The sequence below is a fragment of the Pseudomonas sp. LPB4.O genome (genome assembly GCF_038383825.1).
Taxonomy (GTDB): Bacteria; Pseudomonadota; Gammaproteobacteria; order Pseudomonadales; family Pseudomonadaceae; genus Aquipseudomonas; species Aquipseudomonas putida.
Map to the genome: position 1 here is coordinate 5,260,992 of NZ_CP151298.1, position 23,694 is coordinate 5,284,685.

The following is a 23,694-nucleotide window of genomic DNA, read 5'->3' on the forward strand; positions in this document are numbered from 1 at the left end:
CATACAAATCTGCTGGCCATATCGGCCTCTTCGCAGCACAAGGCTGCTCCTACAGGTACCGCGCCATCCTGAGGCGGCGAGTCCCCTGACAGGTCATGAATTACTCGAACAATGCATCCAGGGCCTGTTCCAGGCGGGTGACGGCAATAACCTGCAGCCCCGCCGGCGACTCTTTCGGCGCATTGCCCTTGGGCACGATGGCGCGCTTGAAGCCATGCTTGGCCGCTTCCTTCAACCGCTCCTGGCCACTGGGCACCGGCCGCACCTCGCCCGACAGGCCGATCTCGCCAAACACCAGCAGCCCATGGGCCAGTGGCCGGTTACGCAAGCTGGACATCACCGCCGCCAGCAACGCCAGGTCCGAAGCCGTCTCCAGCACCTTGACCCCGCCCACCACGTTGAGGAACACGTCCTGATCGTGGGTGGGAATACCGCCGTGGCGGTGCAGCACCGCCAGCAACATGGCCAGGCGGTTCTGGTCCAGGCCCAGGGTTACCCGGCGCGGGTTGGCCAAGTGGCTGTCGTCGACCAGTGCCTGTACCTCGACCAGCATTGGCCGGGTGCCCTCCCAAGTCGCCATCACAACACTGCCCGGCACTTCTTCCTGGGTACGGTTAAGGAAAATCGCCGACGGATTGGACACCTCTTTCAGGCCCCGGTCGGTCATGCCGAACACGCCCAGTTCGTTGACCGCGCCAAAACGGTTTTTCACCGCTCGCAACAGGCGCAGGCGGCCGTCGGACTCACCTTCGAAATACAGCACGGTATCGACCATGTGCTCCAGTACCCGCGGGCCGGCCAGCGAGCCTTCCTTGGTCACGTGGCCGACCAGGAAGATCGCCGTACCGCTCTGCTTGGCGTAACGCACCAGCAGCGCCGTGCTCTCACGCACCTGGGCCACGCCGCCGGGTGCCGACTGCAACTGCTCGGTGAAGATGGTCTGGATCGAGTCGATCACCATCACCCGCGGTTTCTCGACGCGTGCCGTGGCAATGATGGTTTCGATGCAGGTTTCGGTCATCACCTTGAGCTTGTCCTGGGGCAAGCCCAGGCGCCGCGAGCGCATGGCCACCTGCTGTTGCGACTCCTCACCCGTGACATACAGCGCCGGCATGCCCACGGCGATGTTGCACAAGGTCTGCAGCAGGATGGTCGACTTGCCGATGCCCGGGTCGCCACCAATCAGCACCACCGAGCCATCCACCAGGCCGCCGCCCAACACGCGGTCCAGTTCGGTGCTGCTGGTGGTGAAGCGCGGGATTTCCTCGACGCTGACTTCGGCCAGGGTCTTGATCTGCGCTTGCTGCCCGGTCCAACCGGCGCGGCCAGTACTGGGCGCAGCGGCACCGCCGCTCTCGATCATGGTTTCGACCAAGGTGTTCCAGGCCCCGCATTCGCCGCATTGGCCGGCCCATTTGGGGAAGGTCGCGCCGCACTCGGTGCAGCCATACAAGCGCTTGGCCTTGGCCATGGATGGGGTCTCCTGGAAAAAAACCGCCATGATAGCCGAGCCTGACGTGTCTCGAACGCTTCGGGATGCGACAAAACTATTCGTTCTAAGCGCAGTCAGTAGCCCTGAACACAACGCATGAAGCGTTTTAGTGGCTTACACTGCGTTAACCTTACCTTTTGTTACAAGGAACCAAATATGGGCATGATCAGTGAGTTCAAGGCCTTCGCGGTCAAAGGCAATGTCGTCGACATGGCGGTCGGTATCATCATCGGCGCAGCCTTCGGCAAGATCGTCTCGTCCTTCGTCGGAGACGTGGTCATGCCGCCACTGGGTCTGTTGATCGGCGGGGTGGACTTCAGCGACCTGGCCATTACCCTGAAGGCAGCCGAAGGTGATATTCCGGCAGTGGTGCTGGCCTATGGCAAGTTCATCCAGACCGTGATCGACTTCGTGATCGTTGCCTTTGCCATCTTCATAGGTGTGAAGGCAATCAACAGGCTCAAGCGTGAAGAAGCTGTGGCACCGACTGTGCCGCCAGTGCCTTCCGCTGAAGAAACCCTGTTGACCGAGATTCGCGATCTGCTCAAGACGCAGAACCAGAATCGGCTGCCTTGAGGTTGCTGGGGGCCGCACAGCGGCCCCAAAAGCATTACCAGTAGTTTTCCACAGCCACCTGTCCCGGCCGCTTGCTAAGGCTCAGTTGCAGGTCACGCGCCTTCAGCACCTTGCGCGTCTCGTCGATCATCTCCGGGTTGCCGCACAACATCACCCGCGAATGTTCCGGCGACAGCTCCAGCCCTGCTGCCTTCTCCAGGTCGCCATTCTCGATCAGCGTGGTAATGCGCTCATTCAGTGCCCCCGGGTGCTGCTCACGGGTCACCACCGGAATGAACTGCAACTTGCCGGCGTACTCAGCCAGGTAATCGCGCTGCTCCAGCCCGGCGATTTCATCCACGTAAGCCAGCTCTTTCGCCTCGCGCACCGAATACACCAGCTTGATGCGGTCGAAACGCTCCCAGGCCTCGAAGTCCTGCAGGATCGACATGAATGGCGCAATTCCGGTGCCGGTCGCCAGCAGCCACAGGTCGCGGCCACCTACGAAGCGGTCAAGGGTAAGGAAGCCAAAAGCCTGGCGGTCGATCAGCAAGGTATCACCCGCCCCCAGGCGGCTCAGCTCACTGGTGAACTCCCCGCCTGGCACCACGATGGAGAAGAAGTCGAGGTGCTCGTCATGGGGTGCACTGACCATGGAATAGGCGCGCCACACCACGCTGCCATCGGCCTTGGTCACGCCAAGGCGGGCAAACTGGCCGGACCGGAAGCGGAACCCCGCATCGCGCGTAACCCGCAGGCTGAAGAGGTTCGGCGTGAGCGGCTGAACATCGAGCAGGGTCTGGCGGGTGAACTTTTCGGCGCTAGCGGTCATATCGGGCTCCAGGTTTGACGTGCGCACAGTGTCGCGCAAAGTGGCCCGGATAAAAACCACTGCTTTGTAGGGCCTCATCAGGGGTGATCGTGCCGAAGTTGCAGAAAAACCAGATCGCTATAACAAAATAATCCCAACGCCATGGTAGGTCTTTTCCTACAATGTTCCGGGTACCCAAATGGATTGGATCCGAGACCCCGAGGAGCTTCAGATGCTTCACTGGAATCCCGAACACCTTCATGCGTTCGTCAACGAGCGCAGGCCACGGAAGTTGTTCGACATCGCAGTACATCTGGCACAAGACCTGGGCATGGAATACCTCGGCTTGAATATGCGCATCCAGATCGCCACCCAGACACCCAGGGTGTACCTCTACAGCAACTACCCGGATGAGTGGATCGAGCGCTACCAACGCGATGAGTTCTACAAGCAGGACCCGGCCGCCAACGTCAGCCATAGCTCGACCATGCCGGTGCTGTGGACCGACGAACTGTATCGTGAAGCCCCGCAGTTTCGCGAAGCGGCCTGCCTGCACGGCTTGCGCCATGGCTGGACGCAATCACTGCACGACCTGCAGCACAACGAGAGCCAGATCAGCGTGGCCAGGCCAGCCGAAAAAATCGACATCGTCGAGCTTTACGACAAGGCCGGCAGCGTTCAGTGGCTGTGCCATACCCTGCATGCAGTACTGGGCGAACACCACCTGAACGCACTGTGCCCACCGCAACCAAAAATGAGCGAGCGAGAACTGGAAGTGCTGAAATGGTCGGCCGCCGGCAAGACCGCAGCCGATGTGGCCTGCATCCTCTCACTGTCGCAGAGCACGGTGAACTTCCATATCCGCAGCGTGATTACCAAGACCAACGCCGCCAACAAAGCAGGCGCCATCGCCATCGCCGCCATGCGTGGCTGGATCTGACCTTCAAACCTGCGACCTTGGGCAAAGCCCTGTAGAATTGCCCGGCAAAGCCCGGGGCGAACCGCATCGGGCAGTTTATACCCGAGCCAGACGCCATGCCCCTGTTGACCACCCCCTACGCCGAACTCGACCTGATCCGCCAGCCGGAACAGGCCAACGACCCGTTGCAGGCTTTCGATGCCGCCGACGAGTACCTGCTTGCGCAGTTGCACGAACAGGCACCCGACGCCAACTGCCGGGTGCTGGTGCTCAATGACAGCTTCGGTGCCTTGGCGGCCAGCCTGGCAGGCCGGCTGCAGGTGGTCAGCAGCGGCGATTCGCACCTGGCGCACCTGGCCCTGGAAAAGAACCTGGCGCGCAACGGCTTGCCGTTCGACAGCGTGCCCTTCGTACCGGCCAGCGAACGCTGGCAAGGCCCGTTCGACCGGGTGCTGGTGCGCGTGCCCAAGACCCTGGCCTTGCTTGAAGAACAACTGATCCGCCTGCAGGGCCACCTGGCGCCTGGCGCGCAAGTGATTGCCGGGGCGATGATCAAGCACTTGCCACACGCAGCCGGCGACCTGATGGAAAAGTACATTGGCCCGGTGCAGGCCTCGCTGGCCCAGAAAAAGGCCCGTCTGCTGACCGCAACGCTCGCCGAACGGCCGGTTGCCCGCTCGCCCTACCCGAGCCGCTACCGTCTCGACGCGCCGGCACTGGAGCTGGTCAACCACGCCAACGTGTTTTGCCGTGAAGGCCTGGATATCGGCACCCGGGCATTTCTGCCGCATTTGCCACGCGACCTGGGCAACGCGAGGGTTGCAGACCTGGGCTGCGGCAATGGCGTGCTGGCCGTTGCCAGCGCCCTGACCAACCCGGATGCCCAGTACACGCTGGTCGACGAATCGTACATGGCGGTGCAATCGGCGCAGGAAAACTGGCAAGCCGCGCTGGGCGAGCGCCCGGCGACTTTTGTCGCGGCTGATGGGTTGGCAGGGGTGGAGAAGCAGTCGCTCGATGTGGTGCTGTGCAACCCGCCGTTCCACCAGCAGCAGGTGGTGGGCGATTTCCTTGCCTGGCGCATGTTCCAGCAGGCGCGTGAGGCGCTGGTGGTAGGTGGGGCGTTGTATATCGTGGGTAACCGGCACCTGGGCTATCACAGCAAGCTGGCGCGGTTGTTCCGGGGGGTGGAGCAGGTGGCGGCGACGCCCAAGTTCGTCATCCTGAAAGCCCGCAAGTAAGCCTGTACCGGCCCTATCGCCGGCAAGCCAGCTCCCACAGGTTCAGCGTTGCCCAAGGGCAGTAGCTAACCTGTGGGAGCTGGCTTACTCAATGGGTGGTAAGGCCCGCAGCCCCCATGAAAAGCCGCATCACCCACGCCGCCACCCCCAGGGCTGCAACGCTCATTGCCCAGATCAGCACCAGCCAACCCAGTCGCTGCCACAGCGGTTTCTTCTCTTCCAGGCCATGTTTGCCGGTCATCATGCGGCCCTCCTAGTGATAGCCGTCTTCATGGGTCACCTTGCCGCGGAACACGTAGTAGCTCCAGAAGGTATACATGAGGATGAACGGCAGGATGAACAGTGTGCCCACCAGCATGAAGCCCTGGCTTTGCGGTGGCGCTGCGGCATCCCAGATCGAAATCGACGGCGGGATGATGTTCGGCCACAGGCTGATGCCCAGGCCGCTGTAGCCGAGGAAGATCAGCACCAGGGTGAGCAGGAACGGCGTGTAGTGCGCATGGCGTGCCACCGCCTTGAGCAGCCCGTAGAAGGTCACCAGTACCAGCAGCGGCACCGGCATGAACCAGATCAGGTTAGGCATGCTGAACCAGCGGTCGGCGATCTGTGGATAAGCGATCGGCGTCCACAGGCTGACGATACCGATCACTACCAGCAGTACCAGCGCCAGAGGCCGGGCCAGGTCATGCATCTTTTGTTGCAGCGGCCCTTCGGTCTTCATGATCAGCCAGGTGCACCCCAACAGGGTGTAGGCAACGATCAACCCCACCCCACAGAACAGGCTGAACGGCGTGAGCCAGTCGAGTGTGCCACCGGCAAAATGGCGGTCGACCACCTTGAAGCCTTCGAGGAAGGCGCCCAGGGCCACGCCCTGGAAGAAGGTGGCGACCAGTGAGCCCCCGATGAACGCCTTGTCCCAGATATGACGCTTGTCTGCCGTGGCCTTGAAGCGGAACTCGAAGGCCACGCCACGGAAGATCAAGCCGATCAGCATCAGGATCAGTGGCAGGTACAGGGCTTCGAGCACCACGGCATAGGCCATCGGGAACGCCCCGAACAGCCCGGCGCCGCCCAGGACCAGCCAGGTTTCGTTGCCGTCCCACACCGGGGCGACGGTATTCATCATCACATCACGGTCCTGCTCGCCCTTGACGAACGGGAACAGCATGCCGATGCCCAGGTCGAAACCGTCCATCACCACGTACATCATGACGCCGAAAATGATGATCACGGCCCAAATCAGCGGAAGGTCGATACCCATGGCTCAGTCCTCCTTGCTCAGGCTGGCAGTCTTGGCCTCATGGCCATCATCGGCGGCAGACAATGGCCGCGCCGGCGTGCGTTTCTGGCCAGGGCCGCCCGGTGTGTGCTCGTCGCCTTCGCCGGTCTGCGGCCCTTTGCGCACCAGGCGCATCATGTAGCCAAGGCCGGTGCCGAACAGGGCGAAGTACACCACCACGAAGGCCACCAAGGTGAAACCAAGCTGGGCGTAGCTGTGGTTGGACACACCGTCCGCCGTGCGCATCAGGCCATACACCACCCAGGGCTGGCGGCCGATCTCGGTGGTGAACCAGCCGGCCAGCAACGCAATCAGCCCCGAAGGCCCCATCCATAGCGCCACATACAGGAACGGGCGCGAGGTGTAGAGCGTGCCGCGCTTGCGCAGCCAGAGGCTCCACAGGCCAACGAAGATCATCAGCAAGCCGAGCCCGACCATGATCCGGAACGACCAGAAGACAATGGTCGAGTTAGGCCGGTCCTCAGGCGGAAATTCCTTCATCGCCGGCACCTGCTTGTCCAGGCTGTGGGTCAGGATCAGGCTGCCGAGCGCCGGGATCTCGACCTTGAAGCGCGTGGTCTCGGCCTTCATGTCGGGGATACCGAACAGGATCAGCGGGGTCGGCTCGCCAGGCACATTCTCCCAGTGGCCTTCGATTGCCGCGATTTTCACCGGCTGGTGCTTGAGCGTATTGAGGCCGTGGAAGTCGCCGATCACCGCCTGGATCGGGGCAACGATCAACGCCATCCACATGGCCATCGACAGCATCTTGCGCACCGCCGGGTTGTCACGCCCGCGCAGCAGGTGCCAGGCCGCCGAGGCGCCAACGAAGAACGCCGTGGAAACGAACGCGGCCGTGGCCATGTGCATCAGCCGGTAGGGGAACGATGGGTTGAACACCACCGCAAACCAGTCCACCGGCACCACCCGGCCATCGATGATCTCGTGGCCTTGGGGGGTCTGCATCCAGCTGTTGGAGGCCAGGATCCAGAACGTGGAAACCAGCGTACCGATTGCCACCATCACCGTGGAGAAGAAGTGCAGGCCGCGGCCGACACGGTTCCAGCCGAACAGCATGACACCGAGGAAACCGGCTTCAAGGAAGAAGGCAGTGAGTACTTCGTAGGTGAGCAGCGGGCCGGTGACGGCGCCAGCAAAGTCGGAGAAGCGGCTCCAGTTGGTACCGAACTGGTAGGCCATGACCAGGCCCGAGACCACGCCCATGCCAAAGTTGACGGCAAATATCTTTGACCAGAAGTGATAGAGGTCACGGTAGACCTGCTGGTGGGTCCGCAGCCAGAGGCCTTCGAGGACTGCCAGGTAGCTCGCCAGGCCAATGGTGATGGCCGGGAACAGGATGTGGAACGAAACGGTAAAGGCAAACTGCATTCGGGCGAGCTCTAAGGCCTCTATTCCGAACATGGTGCTTCCTCTTCAGATAATCCGGCGTCCGGGCTTGTGGCCCAAGTCGCCCACTGCCCCCACTTGGTCGAGTACGGCGCGTTGGAATTGTTCTGTTCGATCGCAGGGATTCCGGCCCAGAGGGCCAATTCGTTGAATCTGGAACGATTGACCCAGATCAACGAATGCTAGGAAGCATAGTCCCGAATAGACCGGCGGGCCGTGTGGCTGTTTGCCGCGTGACCGGTTGCCCCACCCTCTTTCATAACGCGTGAAAAAGTGCAGATCCGGGCAAACAGTAACCGCTTGTTACAAACAGGTGATACGCTGCGCCCCCCCTCTACTGCGCCGAGGCCCCTGGTTTCCGATGTCCGATTCCGCACCGCAGTTGTTGCGTCACCACCGCCCCTTCCTGGCCTTCTGGCTGGCCCGTGTATTCACCGCCAGTGGCTTCCAGATGCTCACCGTGGCCATTGGCTGGCACCTCTACCAGTTGACCGGCAACGTGCTGGACCTGGGCCTGGTCGGCCTGGTCGAGTTCGCCCCGCGAGTGCTGTTCATGCTGCACACCGGGCATGTGGCCGACCGCTATGACCGGCGCAAGGTCGCCGCCCTGTGCCAGAGCCTGCAGGGGCTGATCGCCCTGGCGCTGGCGGTGGGCAGCGCCACCGACAACGTCACCCGCGAGCTGATCTTCGCCCTCGCCTTCCTGCTGGGCGCCACGCGCTCATTCGAAATGCCGGCGACCCAGGCGCTGTTACCTAACGTGGTGCCGCCCGGGCTGTTCCCGCGAGCGGTGGCGGCTTCGGCGTCGGCTACCCAGTCGGCAACCATCGTGGCGCCGGCGGTGGGCGGCTTCCTGTATGCCTTTGGCAGCCTCTGGGTGTATGGCCCCACCGTGGCCCTGTATGCCATCGCCTGCGTGCTCACCCTGAGCCTGCAGGCGCGCGGCCAGGTGGTGCAGCGCGGGCGTGCCAGCATCGAATCGCTATTGGCCGGCATCCGCTTCATTCGCAGTCGTCCCGACATCCTCGGCGCCATTTCGCTGGACCTGTTCGCCGTACTGCTGGGTGGGGCCACCGCGCTGCTGCCGGTGTTCGCCAAGGACATCCTGCTGACCGGCCCGCTGGGCTTGGGCCTGCTGCGTTCGGCGCCAGCGGTGGGGGCATTGTGCATGTCGCTGTGGCTGGCGCGCTTCCCGTTCGAGCGCAACGTCGGGCGAACCATGTTCACCGCAGTCGGCGTGTTCGGCGTGGCCACTATCGCCTTCGGCCTGTCGACCTCGTTCTGGTTCTCGCTGGCGGTGCTGGTGGTGCTGGGCGCGGCGGACATGATCAGCATGGTCATTCGCAGTTCGTTCGTGCAACTGGAAACCCCGGACGAAATGCGCGGGCGCGTGAGCGCGGTCAACGGCTTGTTCATTGGTGCCTCGAACCAGCTCGGCGAGTTCGAATCGGGGGTGACGGCGCACTGGTTTGGCACAGTGCCGGCGGTGGTGATGGGCGGGGTGGGCACACTGCTGGTGACGGGGCTGTGGATAAAAATGTTCCCGACACTGGCCAAGCGGGACCGGTTGCATAACGGTTGATCAGTTGCCTGTGCCGGCCTCTTCGCGGGACAAGCCCACCCCACAGGGCCGGTACCGGCCATGGAAACCCATTCCCCAACGGCCATAGGCCCCTGCCAAGCATGCTGGTATGATGCGCGGCTTTTTTCCTCCCCACACAAAACCACGGCAACCGGTACGGTCTGTGCTTTGCTGATGGGGTCGATACATTCATGGCGCCGGGGGCGCCTTGGGGAGCGGGCATGCTGGAAAGGCTGTTTCAACTAAGAGCACACAACACCAACGTGCGCACCGAGATTCTCGCGGGCGTCACCACCTTCCTGGCCATGGCCTACATCCTGTTCGTCAACCCGAGCATCCTCGGCGAGACCGGCATGGACAAGGGCGCGATCTTCGTCGCCACCTGCCTGGCAGCGGCCATCGGCTCTGCGACCATGGGCCTGATTGCCAACTACCCGATCGCCCTGGCGCCGGGCATGGGCCTGAACGCGTTCTTCACCTACACCGTGGTGTTGCACATGGGCCACACCTGGCAAGTGGCGCTGGGCGCGGTGTTCCTGTCGGCGGTGATGTTCTTCCTGTTGTCGATCTTCCGCATCCGCGAGTGGATCGTGAACAGCATCCCGCTGCCGCTGCGTTCGGCTATTGCCGCCGGCATCGGTCTGTTCCTGGCATTGATCGCCCTGCATAACGCCGGCATCGTCGTTGATAACCCGGCCACCTTGGTGGGCATGGGCGACCTCAAGCAGCCGTCGGTGATTCTCGCCACCCTGGGCTTCTTCCTGATCGTCGGCCTTGAGTCGCTGAAGGTGCGCGGCGCGGTGTTGATCGGCATCCTGGCCGTCACCGTCGCGTCGATCGCGATGGGCGTCACGCCGTTCGGCGGTATCGTGTCGATGCCACCTTCGCTGGCACCTACCTTCCTGCAGCTGGACATCGCCGGTGCCCTCGATGTGGGCCTGATCAGCGTGATCTTCGCGTTCCTGTTCGTTGACCTGTTCGACAACTCCGGCACCCTGATCGCCGTGGCCAAGCGCGCCGGCCTGATGGGCAAGGACGGCCACATGCCGAAAATGGGCCGCGCCCTGATCGCCGACAGCACCGCCGCCATGGCCGGTTCCCTGCTGGGCACCTCGACCACCACCAGCTACATCGAGTCCGCTGCGGGCGTGAGCGCCGGTGGCCGCACCGGCCTGACTGCCATCGTGGTTGCCGTGCTGTTCCTGCTGGCGCTGTTCTTCGCCCCCCTGGCCGGTAGCGTGCCGGCGTTCGCCACCGCGCCGGCGCTGCTGTTCGTCGCCGTGCTGATGGCCTCGGGCCTGGCAGAAATAAACTGGGACGACGTCACCGAAGCCGCACCGGTGGTGGTGACGGCCCTGGCCATGCCGCTGACCTACTCGATCGCCAACGGCATCGCCTTCGGCTTCATTTCCTGGACCGCCGTCAAGCTGATCTCCGGCCGCCACCGCGACCTGAACCCGGCCCTGGTGATCCTTTCCATCCTGTTCGTCATCAAGCTGGGCTGGTTCAACGCATGAGTGCTGCTTTCGACCCCTCCTCCTACGCCACCCAGCTGGACGCCAAGGTGGCCCGGCTGCGCGAGCTGCTGGCGCCATTTGGCGCGCCGGAACCGGCTGTTTTCGACTCGCCGCGCGAGCACTACCGCCTGCGCGCCGAGTTCCGCCTGTGGCGCGAGGATGGCCAGCGCCACTACGCCATGTTTGCCCCGGGCGAGAAGCACAAGGCGATCCTGATCGAGGATTTCCCCATTGCCAGCCAGCGCATCAATGCACTGATGCCGCGCCTGAAGGCGGCATGGCAGGCCAGCGAGGAACTGGGCAACCGCCTGTTCCAGGTGGAGTTCCTCACCACTCTGGCCGGCGATGCGATGATCACGATGTGCTACCACCGCCCGCTGGACGAGGCCTGGGAAGTAGAAGCGCGGCAACTGGCTGAAGCGCTGGGCGTGAGCGTCATCGGCCGCTCCAAGGGCAAGCGCCTGGTGATCGGCCGCGACTACGCGGTGGAAAAACTCGACGTAGCTGGCCGTGTGTTCAGCTATCGCCAGCCGGAAGGCGCGTTCACCCAGCCCAACGGCGCGGTGAACCAGAAGATGCTGAGCTGGGCCTTCGAGGCCATTGGCGAGCGCCAGGACGATTTGCTGGAGCTGTACTGCGGCAACGGCAACTTCACCCTGCCGCTGGCCACCCGCGTGCGCCAGGTGCTGGCGACCGAAATCAGCAAGACCTCGGTCAATGCCGCGCTCAGCAACCTCGACGAGAACGCTGTGGATAACGTCCGCCTGGTACGCTTGTCGGCCGAAGAGCTGACCCAGGCGCTGAATGAGGTGCGGCCGTTCCGTCGCCTGGAAGGCATCGACCTGAAAAGCTATGACTTCGGCACTGTGTTTGTCGACCCGCCGCGCGCGGGGATGGACCCTGACACCTGCGAGCTGACCCGGCGTTTCGAGCGGATCCTGTACATCTCCTGCAACCCCGAGACACTGGCGCAGAACATCGCCCAGCTGCAAGATACCCACCGTATCGAACACTGCGCGCTGTTCGACCAGTTCCCGTATACCCATCACATGGAAAGCGGCGTGTTGCTGGTGCGGCGCTGATCTGCTACCCGGTGGGGCCTGCAAGGCTCCACCGGGCGCTTCAGGGGAGCTGTACCGATGGACCAGTTGAACGCCATGCAGGCCTTTCGCCGGGTCGTCGACCTCGGCAGCTTCAGTGCCGCCGCCAGCCAGGCAGGCCTGTCCCACACCGTGCTGTCACGCCAGGTGAAACAGCTGGAACGCCAGCTGGGCACGCAACTGCTCACCCGCACCACCCGCCGCCTGCACCTGACCGAAGCAGGAACACTCTTCTACCGCCACTGCGTGCAGATCCTCGAACAGATGCAGGCGATGACCCTGGAGCTTTCGGAGCATCAGCAGCAACCCGCGGGTACCCTGCGCCTGGGCGTGGCAACTGCGTTCGGCGAACTTGAACTGGGGCGCTGGCTGCCGGACTTCGTCGAGCGCCACCCACAGCTGCAGGTCGAGCTCAATTGCAGCGATCGCTTCATCGACCTGCTGGAAGAGCAAATCGATGTCTGCCTTCGGATTACCGATCATCTGCCCGACTCCAGCCTGGTAGCCCGCCTGCTGGCCCACAGCGAGGTGCTACTGGTGGCGGCACCTCGCTACCTGGAACGTCACGGCACGCCAACTTCCCTCGACACACTGGTTGACCATCCCCTGCTCGGCTACAGCAATCTGCCTCACCCACAGCGTCTGTATCTGACCAACCCAGAGGGTGAACAGCGCAACATCCTGATGCCCCGGCGCCTCAGCGCCAACTCGCCGATGGCCCTGCGCGCTGCTGCCATTGGCGGGCTGGGCATTGCCAGCTTTGATCGTTTCATCGTGCATGACGCCTTGCTGGACGGGCGCTTGGTGCCGGTGCTCAACGACTGGAAACTGCCCCCACGCAACCTGTATGCGGTGTACCCGCAAAGCCGCTACCTGGCGCCCAAAGTGCGGGCGTTGCTGGACTATGCGCAAACCTACTACGCGCAGCCGAGATGGCAGGCCTGATCTGTGCAAATCAGGAACAAGTCATGCGCACCGAGAGCCGTATTTGTGCAGAAACTGTTTGGTTAGGCTTCGTTGCACTGTCACTCAACGAAGGAACACCACCATGAAGGCATTGCAGGCAATCATTGCGGGCGTGGCGCTCGCCACCCTGGCCGTTGGCATCAACGCAGCAGAAAAAACCGTGTCAGTACCCGATAGTGCAGCATTGAAGTGGCAGGACGTACCCAACACCAACGGCGCAGTCAGCTACGCCAACGTTGAGGGGAACATTTTCGGCAAGGGGCCTTACTCGGCCTATGTGAAATTCAGGAAAGGGACCGACAACGGTCTGCACCAGCATAGCCAGGCACTGCCGACCGTGGTGCTGAAGGGTACTTTCTACGCGGTAATCGATGGCAAACGCACCGAGTTTTCAGCCGGGTCCTACTACAGGCTGCCGGCCGACCTGGTGCATGAAAGCGGATGCACTGCGGCGGCCGATTGCCTGCTGTTCCAGTACCAGGCCGATGCGTTTGACCTGAAGCCTGTGAACGGCTGATAGCCCCGGGGCCGCTGTGCGGCCCTGGGTTTCCATCAGAAGTCGAAGAACACCGTCTCGCCTTCCCCCTGGATACGGATATCAAAGCGATACGCCGTCTTCCCGTCCACTTCGCAACGCTTGGCAATCAAGGTTTCACGCCGCTGTGGCTGCTCGATCAGGTTGAGCACCGGGCACTTGGCGTTGGCCTGGGCTTCGTCATCGAAATACAGGCGCGTGTGCAGGTGGATGTTGATACCACGGGCAAACAGGCTGATGTTGATGTGCGGCGCCATCGGTACGCCAGCCGCGTTGTTCACCACACCCGGCTTCACCGTGTGCAGGGTCCATTCACCGGCATCGAAGGTGGTAGCGGTGCGGCCAAAGCTGTTGAAGGCGTTTTCCAGGTTGTAGGCATCCTGGTACTCGCCATTGGCGTCGGCCTGCCACACTTCCAGGAACGAGTCGCGCACCAGGTGGCCGTTACCGTCATACACCTGGCCGAGCAGCAGGATGTGCTCGCCTGGCGCGTCTGGCTTGGCCAGGCGGTTCCAGATTTCCTGATCGCGGGTCGGGTTGCCGGCCGCTTCCAGGGCCAAGCCGATGTGCACGTAGGGGCCGGCGGTCTGCGAAGGGGTTTCCGGCAGCAGTTCGATTGGCATGGCGGGTTCCTCAGCAGTTTTCGAAGTGGGTCTTGCGCTGGCCGCGCAGCACGATGTCAAAGCGGTAGGCCAGGCAGTCCATCGGGTTGGCGTTGCTCATGTCGAGCTTGGCGATCAACTGCTGTACAGCTTCAGGGTTGGCGATCGACTTGACGATCGGGCACATCGGGATCAGCGGGTCACCCTCGAAATACAGCTGGGTGATCAGCTTGGTGGCAATCGACGGGCCGCTGATGCCGAAGTGGATGTGCGCCGGGCGCCAGTCGTTCGGGCCGTTGCGCCATGGGTACGGGCCCGGCTTGATGGTGCGGAAGCTGTAATAGCCGTCGCTGTCGGTCAGGCAACGGCCGACACCACCAAAGTTCGGATCCAGCGGTGCCAGGTAACGGTCGTTCTTGTGCCGATAGCGGCCACCGGCATTGGCTTGCCACATCTCCACCAGGGTGTTCGGCACAGGCTTGCCGTACTGGTCGACCACGCGGCCGGCAACGATGATGCGCTCGCCGATTGGCAGGCCACCGTTGTTGAAGTTCAGCAGCAGGTCATGGTCGTGGGCGCCGAAGCCCAGGTGGGAGAAGTTCGGACCAGTGGTTTCGCTGATCGACTGTGGAATGCTGACCAGTGCCTGGCGCGGCGAGCGGGCAATGGACGTTTTGTAGTCAGGCGTAAGGGCTTTGGGGTGCCAGTTGCGATCACGGATCACGAAGCGGCTGTTGTCCTGTGCGGGCATGCCGGATTCCTCTCTTGGAATTATGTGAACGCCTGGGCGTGGCAGGCGGACTTACAGTTTCCGGGAGGTCGCGCGCAATTAATATTGAAATCGACCACTCCATACATAACCAAATGGTTATGGATTAACACCTTGGCCTGACAGTTGTGCAGTTCCTGAACTAATCTTTGTCTTCTTGTTTCACGCTCGGGAGAGCACTCATGGAATGGCGAAAAGGCCGACGCAGCGACAACGTGGTGGATGCCCGGGGTGAAGGTGGCGGTGGCGGCGGCATGCGTTTCGGCGGCGGCAAAGGGCTGGGGCTTGGGGCGATTCTGCTGATCGTTGGCATCGGCTGGCTCACCGGACAGGACCCGTTGCAGATTCTTGGCCAGCTCACCGGCCAGATGGAACAGCAGCAACAGCAAACGGCACCCAGTGGCACAGGCGCCAAGGCGCCACCGGCCAACGACCAGCAGGCCGAGTTCGTCGCCTCGGTGCTGGGCGATACCGAGGACACCTGGAAAGCGCTGTTTGCCGAAGCCGGCAAGCAATACCGCGACCCCAAGCTGGTGCTGTTCAGTGGCCAGGTCAATTCGGCCTGTGGCTTTGCTTCGGCGGCGGTGGGGCCGTTCTACTGCCCGGCTGACCAACGGGTGTACCTGGACATGTCGTTCTTCCGCGAAATGGAAACCCGCTTCGCTGCGGCGGGCGACTTCGCCCAGGCCTACGTGATCGCCCACGAAATCGGCCACCACGTACAGACCCTGCTGGGTGTTTCGGCCAAGGTCGATGCCGCACGCCGCAACGGCCAGCGCATGGAGGGCGACAACGGCCTGTTGGTGCGCCAGGAACTTCAGGCCGACTGCCTCGCCGGCGTGTGGGCTTACCAGGCGCAAAAGCGCCTGAACTGGCTGGAACCGGGTGACGTCGAGGAAGCGCTGAACGCCGCCAACGCCATTGGCGATGACCGCCTGCAACAGCAAGGCCGTGGGCGCGTGGTGCCGGACTCGTTCACCCATGGCACCTCGGCACAGCGGGTGCGCTGGTTCAAAGCCGGGTTTGCCCAAGGTGAGGTGAACAGCTGCGATACCTTCAGCGCGCGCAGCCTCTAACATCTGCCGCATGCAGGTGCGGTCCTTGTAGGAGCAGCCTTGTGCTGCGAAGAGGCCATTGCAGCCGAAGACAATCTTTAGCCTTACCGGCCTCTTCGCAGCACAAGGCTGCTCCTACAAGGTGAGGCGGCAGCCTGAGTGATGGTGCAAGACCGTCTTTTGCTGAAAAAGCGTTTCAGCTTCCCTGATCATTGCCGATAACCCCTGCACGAATCAGCGGGCAGCCAGAACAACAACGCCTTGCGATCGAAGATCAAGAGAGCGAAAACTACTTCTGGAGAGCGTGCATGAACAGCTGGTTCGCTAACATCAGCGTCAACCTCAAACTTGGCCTGGGCTTCGGCCTGGTGCTGATCCTCACCGGCCTGCTGGCTCTGACCGGCTGGACCAGCCTGGGCAGCCTGATCGACCGTAGCAACTGGATGGGTGACATCGGCCAGCTCAACAAAGACCTGACCGACCTGCGCATCGCGCGCCTGCAGTACATGATCGCCAACGGCGACGATGCTGCCGCCGCCAACACCCAGACCAAGCTGGATGCCTTCAGCAAGCAGCAGGCCTACCTGGCCAGCACCTTCACAAGCCCGGACAACGTCAAGCTGCTGAATGAGCTGGGCGCAACCATCAGCGCCTACAAGGTGTCGCTGAACAAGATGCGCCAAGGCTACGACGCCACCCGCGCTGCGCGCGTTGCCATGGACGGCTCGGCCACCCGCGCCGACCAGGCCATGGACGCCCTCAGCCAGGAAGTCATGGCGCGCCCAGAGGCCGACAGCGTGCGCCTGGCCCAGTACCAGCTGATCAGCAAGGCCCGCCAGCAACTGCTGCAGGTGCGCATCGACGTGCGCGGCTACATTGCCGACAACAGTGCTGCCAACGAGCAGGCCGCCCTGCGCCAGCTGGATGCAGCGCTAGCCGATATCGACAACCTCAAGCGCCAGCTGCCCGCCGAAGACGCCCGCCTGCAACAGTTCGAACGCTCGGTACTGGCCTACCGTGATGCCGTGCGCCAGTTCCGCGACGCGGTCGCCAACATCACCACCTCACGCGCCGAAATGACCGTGCAGGGCGCCGATATCGTCAAGCGCAGCGATGCGCTGTACCAGATCCAGCTGGAACGCCGCGACATCGAAAGCACCCAGGCCCGCACCCTGCAGGCCATCGCTACCCTGCTGGCACTGCTGGTCGGCGTACTGGCAGCGGTACTGATCACCCGCCAGATCACCGGCCCACTGCGTGAAACCCTGGCAGCGGTAGAAAAGATCGCCAGCGGCGACCTCACCCAGCATGCGCGCATCACCCGCCGCGACGAACTGGGCGTGCTGCAGCAAGGCATCGCGCGCATGGGCACCACGCTGCGCGAGCTGATCAGCGGCATACGCGATGGCGTCACCCAGATTGCCAGCGCCGCCGAAGAGCTGTCGGCAGTGACCGAACAGACCAGTGCCGGCGCCAACAGCCAGAAGGTCGAGACCGACCAGGTGGCCACCGCCATGCACGAAATGGCCGCCACCGTTCAGGAAGTGGCGCGCAATGCCGAGCAGGCCTCGCATGCCGCCACCGGTGCCGACGACGAAGCCCGCGCCGGCGACCGCGTAGTAGGCGAGGCGATTGGCCAGATCGAGCGCCTGGCCGAGGACATGCACCGCTCCACCGAAGCCATGAACCTGCTGCAGCAGGAAAGCCAGAAGATCGGTAGCGTGATGGACGTGATCAAGTCGGTGGCCGAACAGACCAACCTGCTGGCGCTCAATGCGGCGATCGAGGCGGCGCGTGCCGGCGAGGCCGGTCGTGGTTTTGCCGTGGTCGCCGACGAAGTGCGCGGCCTGGCCCAGCGCACGCAAAAGTCCACCGAAGAAATCGAAGCGCTGATTGCCAGCCTGCAGGATGGTACCCAGCAAGTGGCGAACGCCATGCAGGGCAGCCGTACCTTGACCGACAGCAGCGTCGAACTGGCACGTAAGGCCGGCGCCTCGCTGGAGAACATCACCAGCACGGTGTCGAGCATCCAGTCGATGAACCAGCAGATTGCTGCGGCGGCGGAGCAACAGAGTGCAGTGGCGGAAGAGATCAGCCGCAGCATCCTGAATGTGCGTGATGTGTCCGAGCAGACGGCGGCGGCCAGTGACGAGACGGCGTCGGCCAGCGTTGAGCTGGCGCGGTTGGGTGGGCAGTTGCAGACACTGGTCAGCCAGTTCCGCGTCTGACCTGGGTAACCCGGGGCCGCTTTGCGGCCCTTTCGCGGCACAAGGCCGCTCCTACAGGAGATCGCGTTCCCCTGTAGGAGCGGCCTTGTGCCGCGAAAGGAGGGCAAAGCCCTCCCAGCGATCTGGCAGGCATTACTTGACGATCATCCCCACCCCACGCCCCCGCGGATCGGAAGCGGTCTCAAGCTTCGCCCCGTCCACCCGGATCGCCTGGATATCGCCCATCTCCCAGCCTTGGTCCTCAAGCACGTAGCCCATCTTCTTCAGATCATCCGCCACCGCCCCGGTCAGTGGTGCATAGCTGTCAAAGTAGATAGTGTCCTTGGGCAGCAACTGATGGTGCACGCGCTGTGCCGCTACCGCCTTGTCCAGCGGCATACCATAGTCGTACAGGTTGTTCATCACCTGGAAGATCGAGGTGAAGATCCGCGAACCGCCCGGGGTACCGATGACCAGCTCGACCTTGCCATCACGGGTCATCAGGCTGGGGCTCATCGAGGACAGCATGCGCTTGCCCGGCTCGATTGCGTTGGCATCGCCACCGACTACGCCAAAGGCATTGGCAGCGCCGGGCTTGGCGCTGAAGTCGTCCATCTCGTCGTTGAGCAGGAAGCCTGCGCCCTTCACCACCACGCCACTGCCGTAGTCGAGGTTGAGGGTGTAGGTGTTACTGACCGCGTTGCCCTGCTTGTCGACGATCGAGAAATGCGTGGTCTGATGCGGCTCCAGGCCCGGCTTGACCTTGTCGGTGTCGGAAATGGCTTTCGGGTTGACCTGCGCGGCGCGCTTGGCCAAGTAGTCCTTGGCCACCAGTTGGTCCACCGGCACCTTGGTAAAGGCCGGGTCGCCCAGGTAGTCGGCACGGTCGGCGAATACGCGCTTCTCGATTTCAGCCAGCAGGTGGATGTACTGCGCCGAGTTGTGCGCCACCCCCATGAAGTCCGCCGCGCGGTCTTCCTTGATGCCCAATAACTGGGCCAGGGCGACGCCGCCAGAGCTTGGCGGTGGTGCGGTGTAGACCACGTTACCACGCCAGCTCACCGCCATCGGCTCACGCCATACGGCTTTGTAATCCTTCAAGTCATCCTTGGTGATCAGGCCCTTGTCAGCCTGCATCTGCGCCACCAGCAGGTCGGCAGTCTTGCCCTGGTAGAACTCGCTCACGCCCTTGTCGGCGATGCGTTCCAGGGTCTGGGCCATTTCTGGCTGCTTGAACAGCTCGCCGACCTTCATGTTGCCGAAATAGTCATTGAAGTTGGTCGCAGTCTTGAACATGCCCTGGGCATCGTTGCGGTACTGGTACTGCTTTTCCGCCACTTTGAAGCCGTTTTTTGCATAGCCGATGGCCGGGGTCAGCAGCTCGCTCCAGGGCAGCTTGCCGAACTTCTGGTGCGCCTCCCACAGGCCCATCACCGTGCCAGGCACGCCCGCGGCGCGTACCCCGACCAGGCTGAGGTTTTCGATGACCTCGCCCTTGTCGTCCAGGTACATGTTGCGTGTAGCGGCCTTCGGCGCGACCTCGCGGTAATCCAGGAAGTAGGGCTTGCCGTCGACGAACAGGGTCATGAACCCACCACCGCCGATGTTACCGGCCTCCGGGTAGGTCACAGCCAGGGTGAAGGCGGTTGCCACGGCGGCGTCCACCGCGTTGCCGCCCTTTTTCAGAATATCGGCGGCTACCTGTGCACCATATTGATCGGGCGCAGCCACTGCGCCGCCCTCCAGCGTGGCGGCATAAACCGAGGAACAGCTCAGGATCGCGGCTGCGAGAGCCAGGTACTGGAACGGGACGATACGCATGACACTTCCTTGGTGTTGTTTTTGTTGAGCAGTCAGTAAGGCCGAAGCGTTTCGACTGTGCAATCAACCATAGGAAATTTCGCCGCCTGTGGACAGGATCTGTCGCGTTCAGGCAACTCAGCAGGCGTACATCGCCAGCTTGCGCTGGATGAAATCGAGGAAGCACTGGATACGCAGCGCCAGCTGGGTATTGCGGTAGTACACCGCGTGGATCGGCTGGCGGTAGCCATTGTTGGCCGCGGCCAGGACCACTTGCAGGCGCCCGGCGCGGATGTCCTCATGGGTCATGAAGTGCGACAGGCTGACGATGCCCTCGCCGGCCAGTGCCAGCTGGCGCAGGGTCTCGCCACTGGAGGCGATCAGTGCCGGGCGGATGCTGAAGCGGTCACCCTGGGCGTGGCGCAGCGGCCAATGGTTGAGCGATTCGGGCTGGCTGAAGCCGAGCAGGCAGTGGTTGGCCAGGTCCTCGACCCGCTGCGGCGTGCCGTGCTGCGCCAGGTAGGCCGGGCTGGCCAGTACCTGCACCGGGCTGCAACCCAGGTTGCGCGCGTGCAGGCTGGAATCGGCCAGTTCTCCGATGCGGATCGCCACATCGGTGCTTTGCTCCAGCAGGTCGATGATCAGGTCATCAGTGTTCAGTTCCAGCTCGATGCCCGGGTACTCGCGACGGAATTCACCGATCCACGGCAGGATGGCATGCAGCATGAACGGCGCAGCGGCGTTGATGCGAAGGCGCCCGGTGGGCGTCTGGTGGTTCATCGACAGGCGCTCTTCCATCTCGTCCATCTGCTCCAGGATCAGCCGTGAGCGCTCAAGGAAGTAGCGACCCTCTTCGGTGAGGTCCATGCGCCGGGTGGTACGGTTGACAAGAGTGGTACCCAGCTTGCCCTCCAGGCGCGACAAGGTGCGGCTGACGGCGGACGGGGTCTGCCCCATCTGCTCGGCAGCGGCAGAAATCGAGCCGCAGTCGATGACGGCGACGAATACCTGGAGTTCTTCGGATCGGGTTTTCACATTCGCGCCTGTGATGGGTACCTGCCTGGATTAGATCGCCTTGCCGAACACCTTGTCCAGATGTGCTTCGTAGGCCGCCAATGCCGCCGGCACATCCGGGCGCTTCATCACATCTACCGCCAGGTAAGTCGGCAGGCCGGTCATGCCAAGGAACTGGTTGGCCTTGTGGAACGGGAAGTACACGGCATCCACACCCTTGCCTTCGAAGAAATCACTCGGGTCATCGAACGCCTGCTGCGGCGCATTCCAGGTCAGCGACAGCATGTACTGCTTGCCGTGCAACAGGCCACCGCTGCCGTACTTCTGCGAATGATCCGAACGGGTACGGCCATCGTTGGCATAAAGGCTGCCATGGCCAGCGGTAAAGACTTCGTCGATGTACTTTTTCACGGTCCAGGGTGCGCCCATCCACCAGCCCGGCATCTGGTAGACGATCACATCGGCCCAGAGAAACTTCTCTACCTCGGCTTGCACGTCGTAGCCGCCGTCGATAAAGGTTTGCTGCACATCGAAGCCGGCGCGGTCCAGGTGAGCGATGGCTGCTTCGTGCAAGGTCGCGTTGAGGCGGCCCTCGGAGTGAGCGAACTGTTTACCACCATTGAGCAGAAGGATCTTTTTCATGCGGGCCTCCCGGGCCGAGTCAAAATTTGATGCCGGCAGGTTAGATGCTCGCGGGAGCGGGATACAGGGGTGACTGGGCAAAATACAATTGACCGGAAGTCACGAATGAGCGAAGTATTATTGCCGTAGAATCGACTCACCACCCATCACCGAGTAGCGCCCCATGAGTGAGCAGTTCGCCTTTATCCTCAAAGCCAAGACCCGCCCGGAAATGGCTGATGCGTTCGAAACCCTGTTCCGCCCCTTCGTCGAGCCCAGCCGCCAGGAGCCGGGCTGCATCGAGTACCACATGCTGCGCGACCAGCAGGACCCGAGCCTGTTCGTGTTCTTTGAAGTGTGGGCCGACCAGGCCGCGCTGGATGTGCACTCGGCCTTGCCGCACATGACCGCGTTCTTCGAAAAGCGCATGGACTACCTGGAGCGCGATTTCGATATCCAGCGGGTCGACATGCTCAGCGCATCAAGCGCTAGCCGTTGATCAGCAAGTGGCCGCCCAGGGCGGCCAGGCCGATGAAGAAGCAACGCTTGAACAGCAGCGGGCTGATGCGCTGACGCAACCACTGCCCGGCCAGCATGCCGAGCAAGGCGGGCGCCAACATCAGCAGCGAAGCCCCCAACGCCTGGCCACCAAGGGCATCCTGCCCGGCCAGGCCAACGGCCAGCGCCAAGGTCGACACCGTGAACGACAGGCCCAGGGCCTGGATCATCTGTTCACGGCTCAGGCCCAGGCTTTGCAAGTAGGGCACAGCAGGTATCACGAAAACCCCGGTTGCCGCCGTGACCACCCCCGTCAACAGCCCACAGACCGGCCCCAGCCAACGCTCGTGCGTCAGCGCCAGCTGCAAGCCCGGGCCGACCAGCCCGTACAACGCATACACCAGCAAGGCCGCACCCAGCGCGTGCACGGCCCATGGGCCACTGTCGATCCCCAGCCAGGCACTGCCCAGCAAGGTGCCAATGAAGATCAGCGCCAGCATCGGCCCCAGCCGCACCAGCAACGCCCGCAGGTGCCCGCCGCTGGCCAGTTGCCAAAGGTTGGTGAGGGTCGACGGCACGATCAGCAGCGCAGCTGCCTGCGCCGGCGGCATAGCCAGCCCCAGCAGGCCCATGGCGATGGTCGGCAGGCCCAGGCCGATCACCCCCTTGACCGCGCCGGCCAGCAGGAAGGTAAGCACTACCAGCAGCGAAAGGGCTGGGCCAATGTCCTGGTAGAAAGCTAGCAAAGTAGTCATGGGCTGATGATGGCGGTTTCCGGCCAGCGGGAAAATCTGCCATATACTCAGCCAGACTCTTGTAAAGACAGAGCCACATGCATTTCGACCTGATCGACCTCAAGCTGTTCCAGCACACCCTGGAGTGCGGCAACATCACTGCCGGCGCCAGGCGCAGCCACCTGTCGCTGCCGGCAGCCAGCGCACGCATCCGCGCGATGGAGGCATCGCTGGGTATCCCATTGCTGCAGCGCAACCGCCGTGGCGTGCAGCCGACACCGGCGGGTCAGGCACTGCTGCAGCATGCGCGCCTGATAGCGCAGCAGGTCGAGCGCCTGCAGTTTGATCTGGGCCAGTACGCACAAGGGCAGCAAGGCCAGGTACGCCTGCTGTGCAACACAGCAGCACTCACGGAGTACCTGCCAGAACTGCTGGCCAGCTACCTGGCTGCACATCCCGGGGTCAGCGTAGATGTGCAGGAGCTGCCGAGCCTGCGCATCGTGCAGGCGATTGCCCAGGGCATGGCGGACCTTGGCATCGTTTCGACCGCAGCACCCAACGAACACCTGCAAACCCGGCCGTTTCGCGACGACCCGCTGGTATTGGTGACGCCCTTGGGCCACCCGCTGGCCAGCGCGGTCGCGCCCAGTTTCATCGACAGCCTGATGCATGGCCATGTCGGGCTGGGTGCCAGTAGCGCGTTGGCGTTGTACCTGGAAGAACAGGCCCTGCGTGAGGGGCGCCGTATGCGTGTGCGGGTGCGGGCCGAGGGTTTCGATGGGGTGATCCGCATGGTTGCAGGCGGGGCCGGGGTCGGGGTGGTACCGCTGGCAGCCGTGAAGCGCTGGCAAGGCGTGCTGCCGTTGCACTGGGTGGCGCTGGAGGAGGCGTGGGCCAACCGCAAGTTGCTGGTGTGCGCGCGGGACTTTGCGGCGTTGCCGGGCTATGCCGCAGCATTGGTGACCACCCTCACCCGTTGAAGCGTCAGTT

23 protein-coding genes are annotated in these 23,694 nt (G+C 63.0%); 12 read left to right on the plus strand and 11 right to left on the minus strand.

What is annotated here, in order from left to right; genetic code table 11:
- Positions 1-100: 100 nt before the first annotated feature.
- Positions 101-1,471: a DNA repair protein RadA gene (gene radA / locus MRBLPB4O_RS23820; protein ID WP_016497929.1), complete on the minus strand. Its 1,371-nt coding sequence runs from the start codon at positions 1,469-1,471 to the stop codon at positions 101-103.
- 177 nt (positions 1,472-1,648) lie between these two features.
- On the opposite strand from radA, the gene mscL reads away from it, so the two are divergent.
- Complete coding sequence (mscL, locus tag MRBLPB4O_RS23825; protein ID WP_341796778.1) at positions 1,649-2,068, plus strand: large-conductance mechanosensitive channel protein MscL; 420 nt, start codon at positions 1,649-1,651, stop codon at positions 2,066-2,068.
- A 34-nt stretch (positions 2,069-2,102) separates the two neighbouring features.
- Here the strand turns inward: mscL and MRBLPB4O_RS23830 are convergent, their stop codons facing one another.
- Positions 2,103-2,879, minus strand: coding sequence for a ferredoxin--NADP reductase (locus tag MRBLPB4O_RS23830; protein ID WP_341796779.1), 777 nt, complete (start codon positions 2,877-2,879; stop codon positions 2,103-2,105).
- 211 nt (positions 2,880-3,090) lie between these two features.
- Between MRBLPB4O_RS23830 and MRBLPB4O_RS23835 the strand changes: the two genes are divergently transcribed.
- Both MRBLPB4O_RS23835 and MRBLPB4O_RS23840 read left to right on the plus strand, forming a co-directional pair.
- A complete protein-coding gene (locus tag MRBLPB4O_RS23835) occupies positions 3,091-3,798 on the plus strand; it encodes an autoinducer binding domain-containing protein (protein ID WP_341796780.1) in 708 nt (235 codons plus the stop codon).
- A gap of 95 nt (positions 3,799-3,893) precedes the next feature.
- A complete protein-coding gene (locus MRBLPB4O_RS23840) occupies positions 3,894-5,018 on the plus strand; it encodes a methyltransferase (protein WP_341796781.1) in 1,125 nt (374 codons plus the stop codon).
- An 88-nt stretch (positions 5,019-5,106) separates the two neighbouring features.
- On the opposite strand, the gene MRBLPB4O_RS23845 is transcribed toward MRBLPB4O_RS23840, so the two are convergent.
- From MRBLPB4O_RS23845 to MRBLPB4O_RS23855, 3 genes are read right to left on the minus strand one after another with little or no spacing between them, the layout of a single operon-like run.
- Complete coding sequence (locus tag MRBLPB4O_RS23845; protein WP_016489104.1) at positions 5,107-5,262, minus strand: DUF2474 domain-containing protein; 156 nt, start codon at positions 5,260-5,262, stop codon at positions 5,107-5,109.
- Between the two features lie 9 nt (positions 5,263-5,271).
- Positions 5,272-6,279, minus strand: coding sequence for a cytochrome d ubiquinol oxidase subunit II (gene cydB / locus MRBLPB4O_RS23850; protein ID WP_132842577.1), 1,008 nt, complete (start codon positions 6,277-6,279; stop codon positions 5,272-5,274).
- 3 nt (positions 6,280-6,282) lie between these two features.
- Positions 6,283-7,719: a cytochrome ubiquinol oxidase subunit I gene (locus tag MRBLPB4O_RS23855; RefSeq protein WP_049275004.1), complete on the minus strand. Its 1,437-nt coding sequence runs from the start codon at positions 7,717-7,719 to the stop codon at positions 6,283-6,285.
- A gap of 346 nt (positions 7,720-8,065) precedes the next feature.
- Here MRBLPB4O_RS23855 and MRBLPB4O_RS23860 point away from each other — a divergent pair, with 346 nt between their 5' ends.
- The 5 genes from MRBLPB4O_RS23860 (at position 8,066) to MRBLPB4O_RS23880 (ending at position 13,386) form a co-directional block, all read left to right on the plus strand.
- Positions 8,066-9,286, plus strand: a complete 1,221-nt coding sequence (locus MRBLPB4O_RS23860) for an MFS transporter (protein WP_341796782.1) — start codon at positions 8,066-8,068, stop codon at positions 9,284-9,286.
- A gap of 221 nt (positions 9,287-9,507) precedes the next feature.
- Positions 9,508-10,803 carry an NCS2 family permease gene (locus tag MRBLPB4O_RS23865; RefSeq protein WP_016497921.1) on the plus strand — a complete coding sequence of 432 codons (1,296 nt, stop codon included), beginning with the start codon at positions 9,508-9,510 and terminating at the stop codon, positions 10,801-10,803.
- A complete protein-coding gene (gene trmA, locus MRBLPB4O_RS23870) occupies positions 10,800-11,885 on the plus strand; it encodes a tRNA (uridine(54)-C5)-methyltransferase TrmA (protein ID WP_341796783.1) in 1,086 nt (361 codons plus the stop codon). Before MRBLPB4O_RS23865 ends, trmA begins: the two co-directional genes overlap by 4 nt.
- Before the next feature lie 57 nt (positions 11,886-11,942).
- Positions 11,943-12,848, plus strand: a complete 906-nt coding sequence (locus MRBLPB4O_RS23875) for a LysR family transcriptional regulator (protein WP_341796784.1) — start codon at positions 11,943-11,945, stop codon at positions 12,846-12,848.
- A 103-nt stretch (positions 12,849-12,951) separates the two neighbouring features.
- Positions 12,952-13,386 (plus strand): cupin domain-containing protein, encoded by a 435-nt coding sequence (locus MRBLPB4O_RS23880; protein WP_341796785.1) that lies wholly within the window; start codon positions 12,952-12,954, stop codon positions 13,384-13,386.
- Between the two features lie 35 nt (positions 13,387-13,421).
- Here MRBLPB4O_RS23880 and pcaG read toward each other — a convergent pair whose 3' ends face one another.
- Positions 13,422-14,027: a protocatechuate 3,4-dioxygenase subunit alpha gene (gene pcaG / locus MRBLPB4O_RS23885; protein WP_003251601.1), complete on the minus strand. Its 606-nt coding sequence runs from the start codon at positions 14,025-14,027 to the stop codon at positions 13,422-13,424.
- A gap of 10 nt (positions 14,028-14,037) precedes the next feature.
- Positions 14,038-14,757: a protocatechuate 3,4-dioxygenase subunit beta gene (gene pcaH / locus MRBLPB4O_RS23890; protein ID WP_016489110.1), complete on the minus strand. Its 720-nt coding sequence runs from the start codon at positions 14,755-14,757 to the stop codon at positions 14,038-14,040.
- A 200-nt stretch (positions 14,758-14,957) separates the two neighbouring features.
- Here pcaH and MRBLPB4O_RS23895 point away from each other — a divergent pair, with 200 nt between their 5' ends.
- A complete protein-coding gene (locus MRBLPB4O_RS23895) occupies positions 14,958-15,851 on the plus strand; it encodes a neutral zinc metallopeptidase (protein WP_063422447.1) in 894 nt (297 codons plus the stop codon).
- Positions 15,852-16,138: 287 nt separating this feature from the next.
- Positions 16,139-18,058, plus strand: coding sequence for a methyl-accepting chemotaxis protein (locus MRBLPB4O_RS23900; protein ID WP_341796786.1), 1,920 nt, complete (start codon positions 16,139-16,141; stop codon positions 18,056-18,058).
- A 132-nt stretch (positions 18,059-18,190) separates the two neighbouring features.
- Here MRBLPB4O_RS23900 and ggt read toward each other — a convergent pair whose 3' ends face one another.
- From ggt to MRBLPB4O_RS23915, 3 genes are all read right to left on the minus strand, one after another.
- Entirely contained in the window at positions 18,191-19,858 is a 1,668-nt protein-coding gene (ggt, locus tag MRBLPB4O_RS23905; RefSeq protein ID WP_341796787.1) for a gamma-glutamyltransferase, read from the minus strand.
- Between the two features lie 117 nt (positions 19,859-19,975).
- Positions 19,976-20,872, minus strand: coding sequence for a LysR family transcriptional regulator (locus MRBLPB4O_RS23910; protein ID WP_016497915.1), 897 nt, complete (start codon positions 20,870-20,872; stop codon positions 19,976-19,978).
- Positions 20,873-20,902: 30 nt separating this feature from the next.
- On the minus strand, positions 20,903-21,493 hold the full coding sequence (locus MRBLPB4O_RS23915) for an NAD(P)H-dependent oxidoreductase (RefSeq protein ID WP_049274996.1): 591 nt from the start codon (positions 21,491-21,493) through the stop codon (positions 20,903-20,905).
- Between the two features lie 163 nt (positions 21,494-21,656).
- Here MRBLPB4O_RS23915 and MRBLPB4O_RS23920 point away from each other — a divergent pair, with 163 nt between their 5' ends.
- A complete protein-coding gene (locus tag MRBLPB4O_RS23920) occupies positions 21,657-21,971 on the plus strand; it encodes a putative quinol monooxygenase (protein WP_341796788.1) in 315 nt (104 codons plus the stop codon).
- On the opposite strand, the gene MRBLPB4O_RS23925 is transcribed toward MRBLPB4O_RS23920, so the two are convergent.
- Positions 21,961-22,725: a sulfite exporter TauE/SafE family protein gene (locus tag MRBLPB4O_RS23925; RefSeq protein WP_341796789.1), complete on the minus strand. Its 765-nt coding sequence runs from the start codon at positions 22,723-22,725 to the stop codon at positions 21,961-21,963. The genes MRBLPB4O_RS23920 and MRBLPB4O_RS23925 overlap by 11 nt on opposite strands.
- Positions 22,726-22,802: 77 nt before the next feature.
- Between MRBLPB4O_RS23925 and MRBLPB4O_RS23930 the strand changes: the two genes are divergently transcribed.
- Positions 22,803-23,684, plus strand: coding sequence for a LysR substrate-binding domain-containing protein (locus MRBLPB4O_RS23930; RefSeq protein ID WP_341796790.1), 882 nt, complete (start codon positions 22,803-22,805; stop codon positions 23,682-23,684).
- Positions 23,685-23,694: the final 10 nt, after the last annotated feature.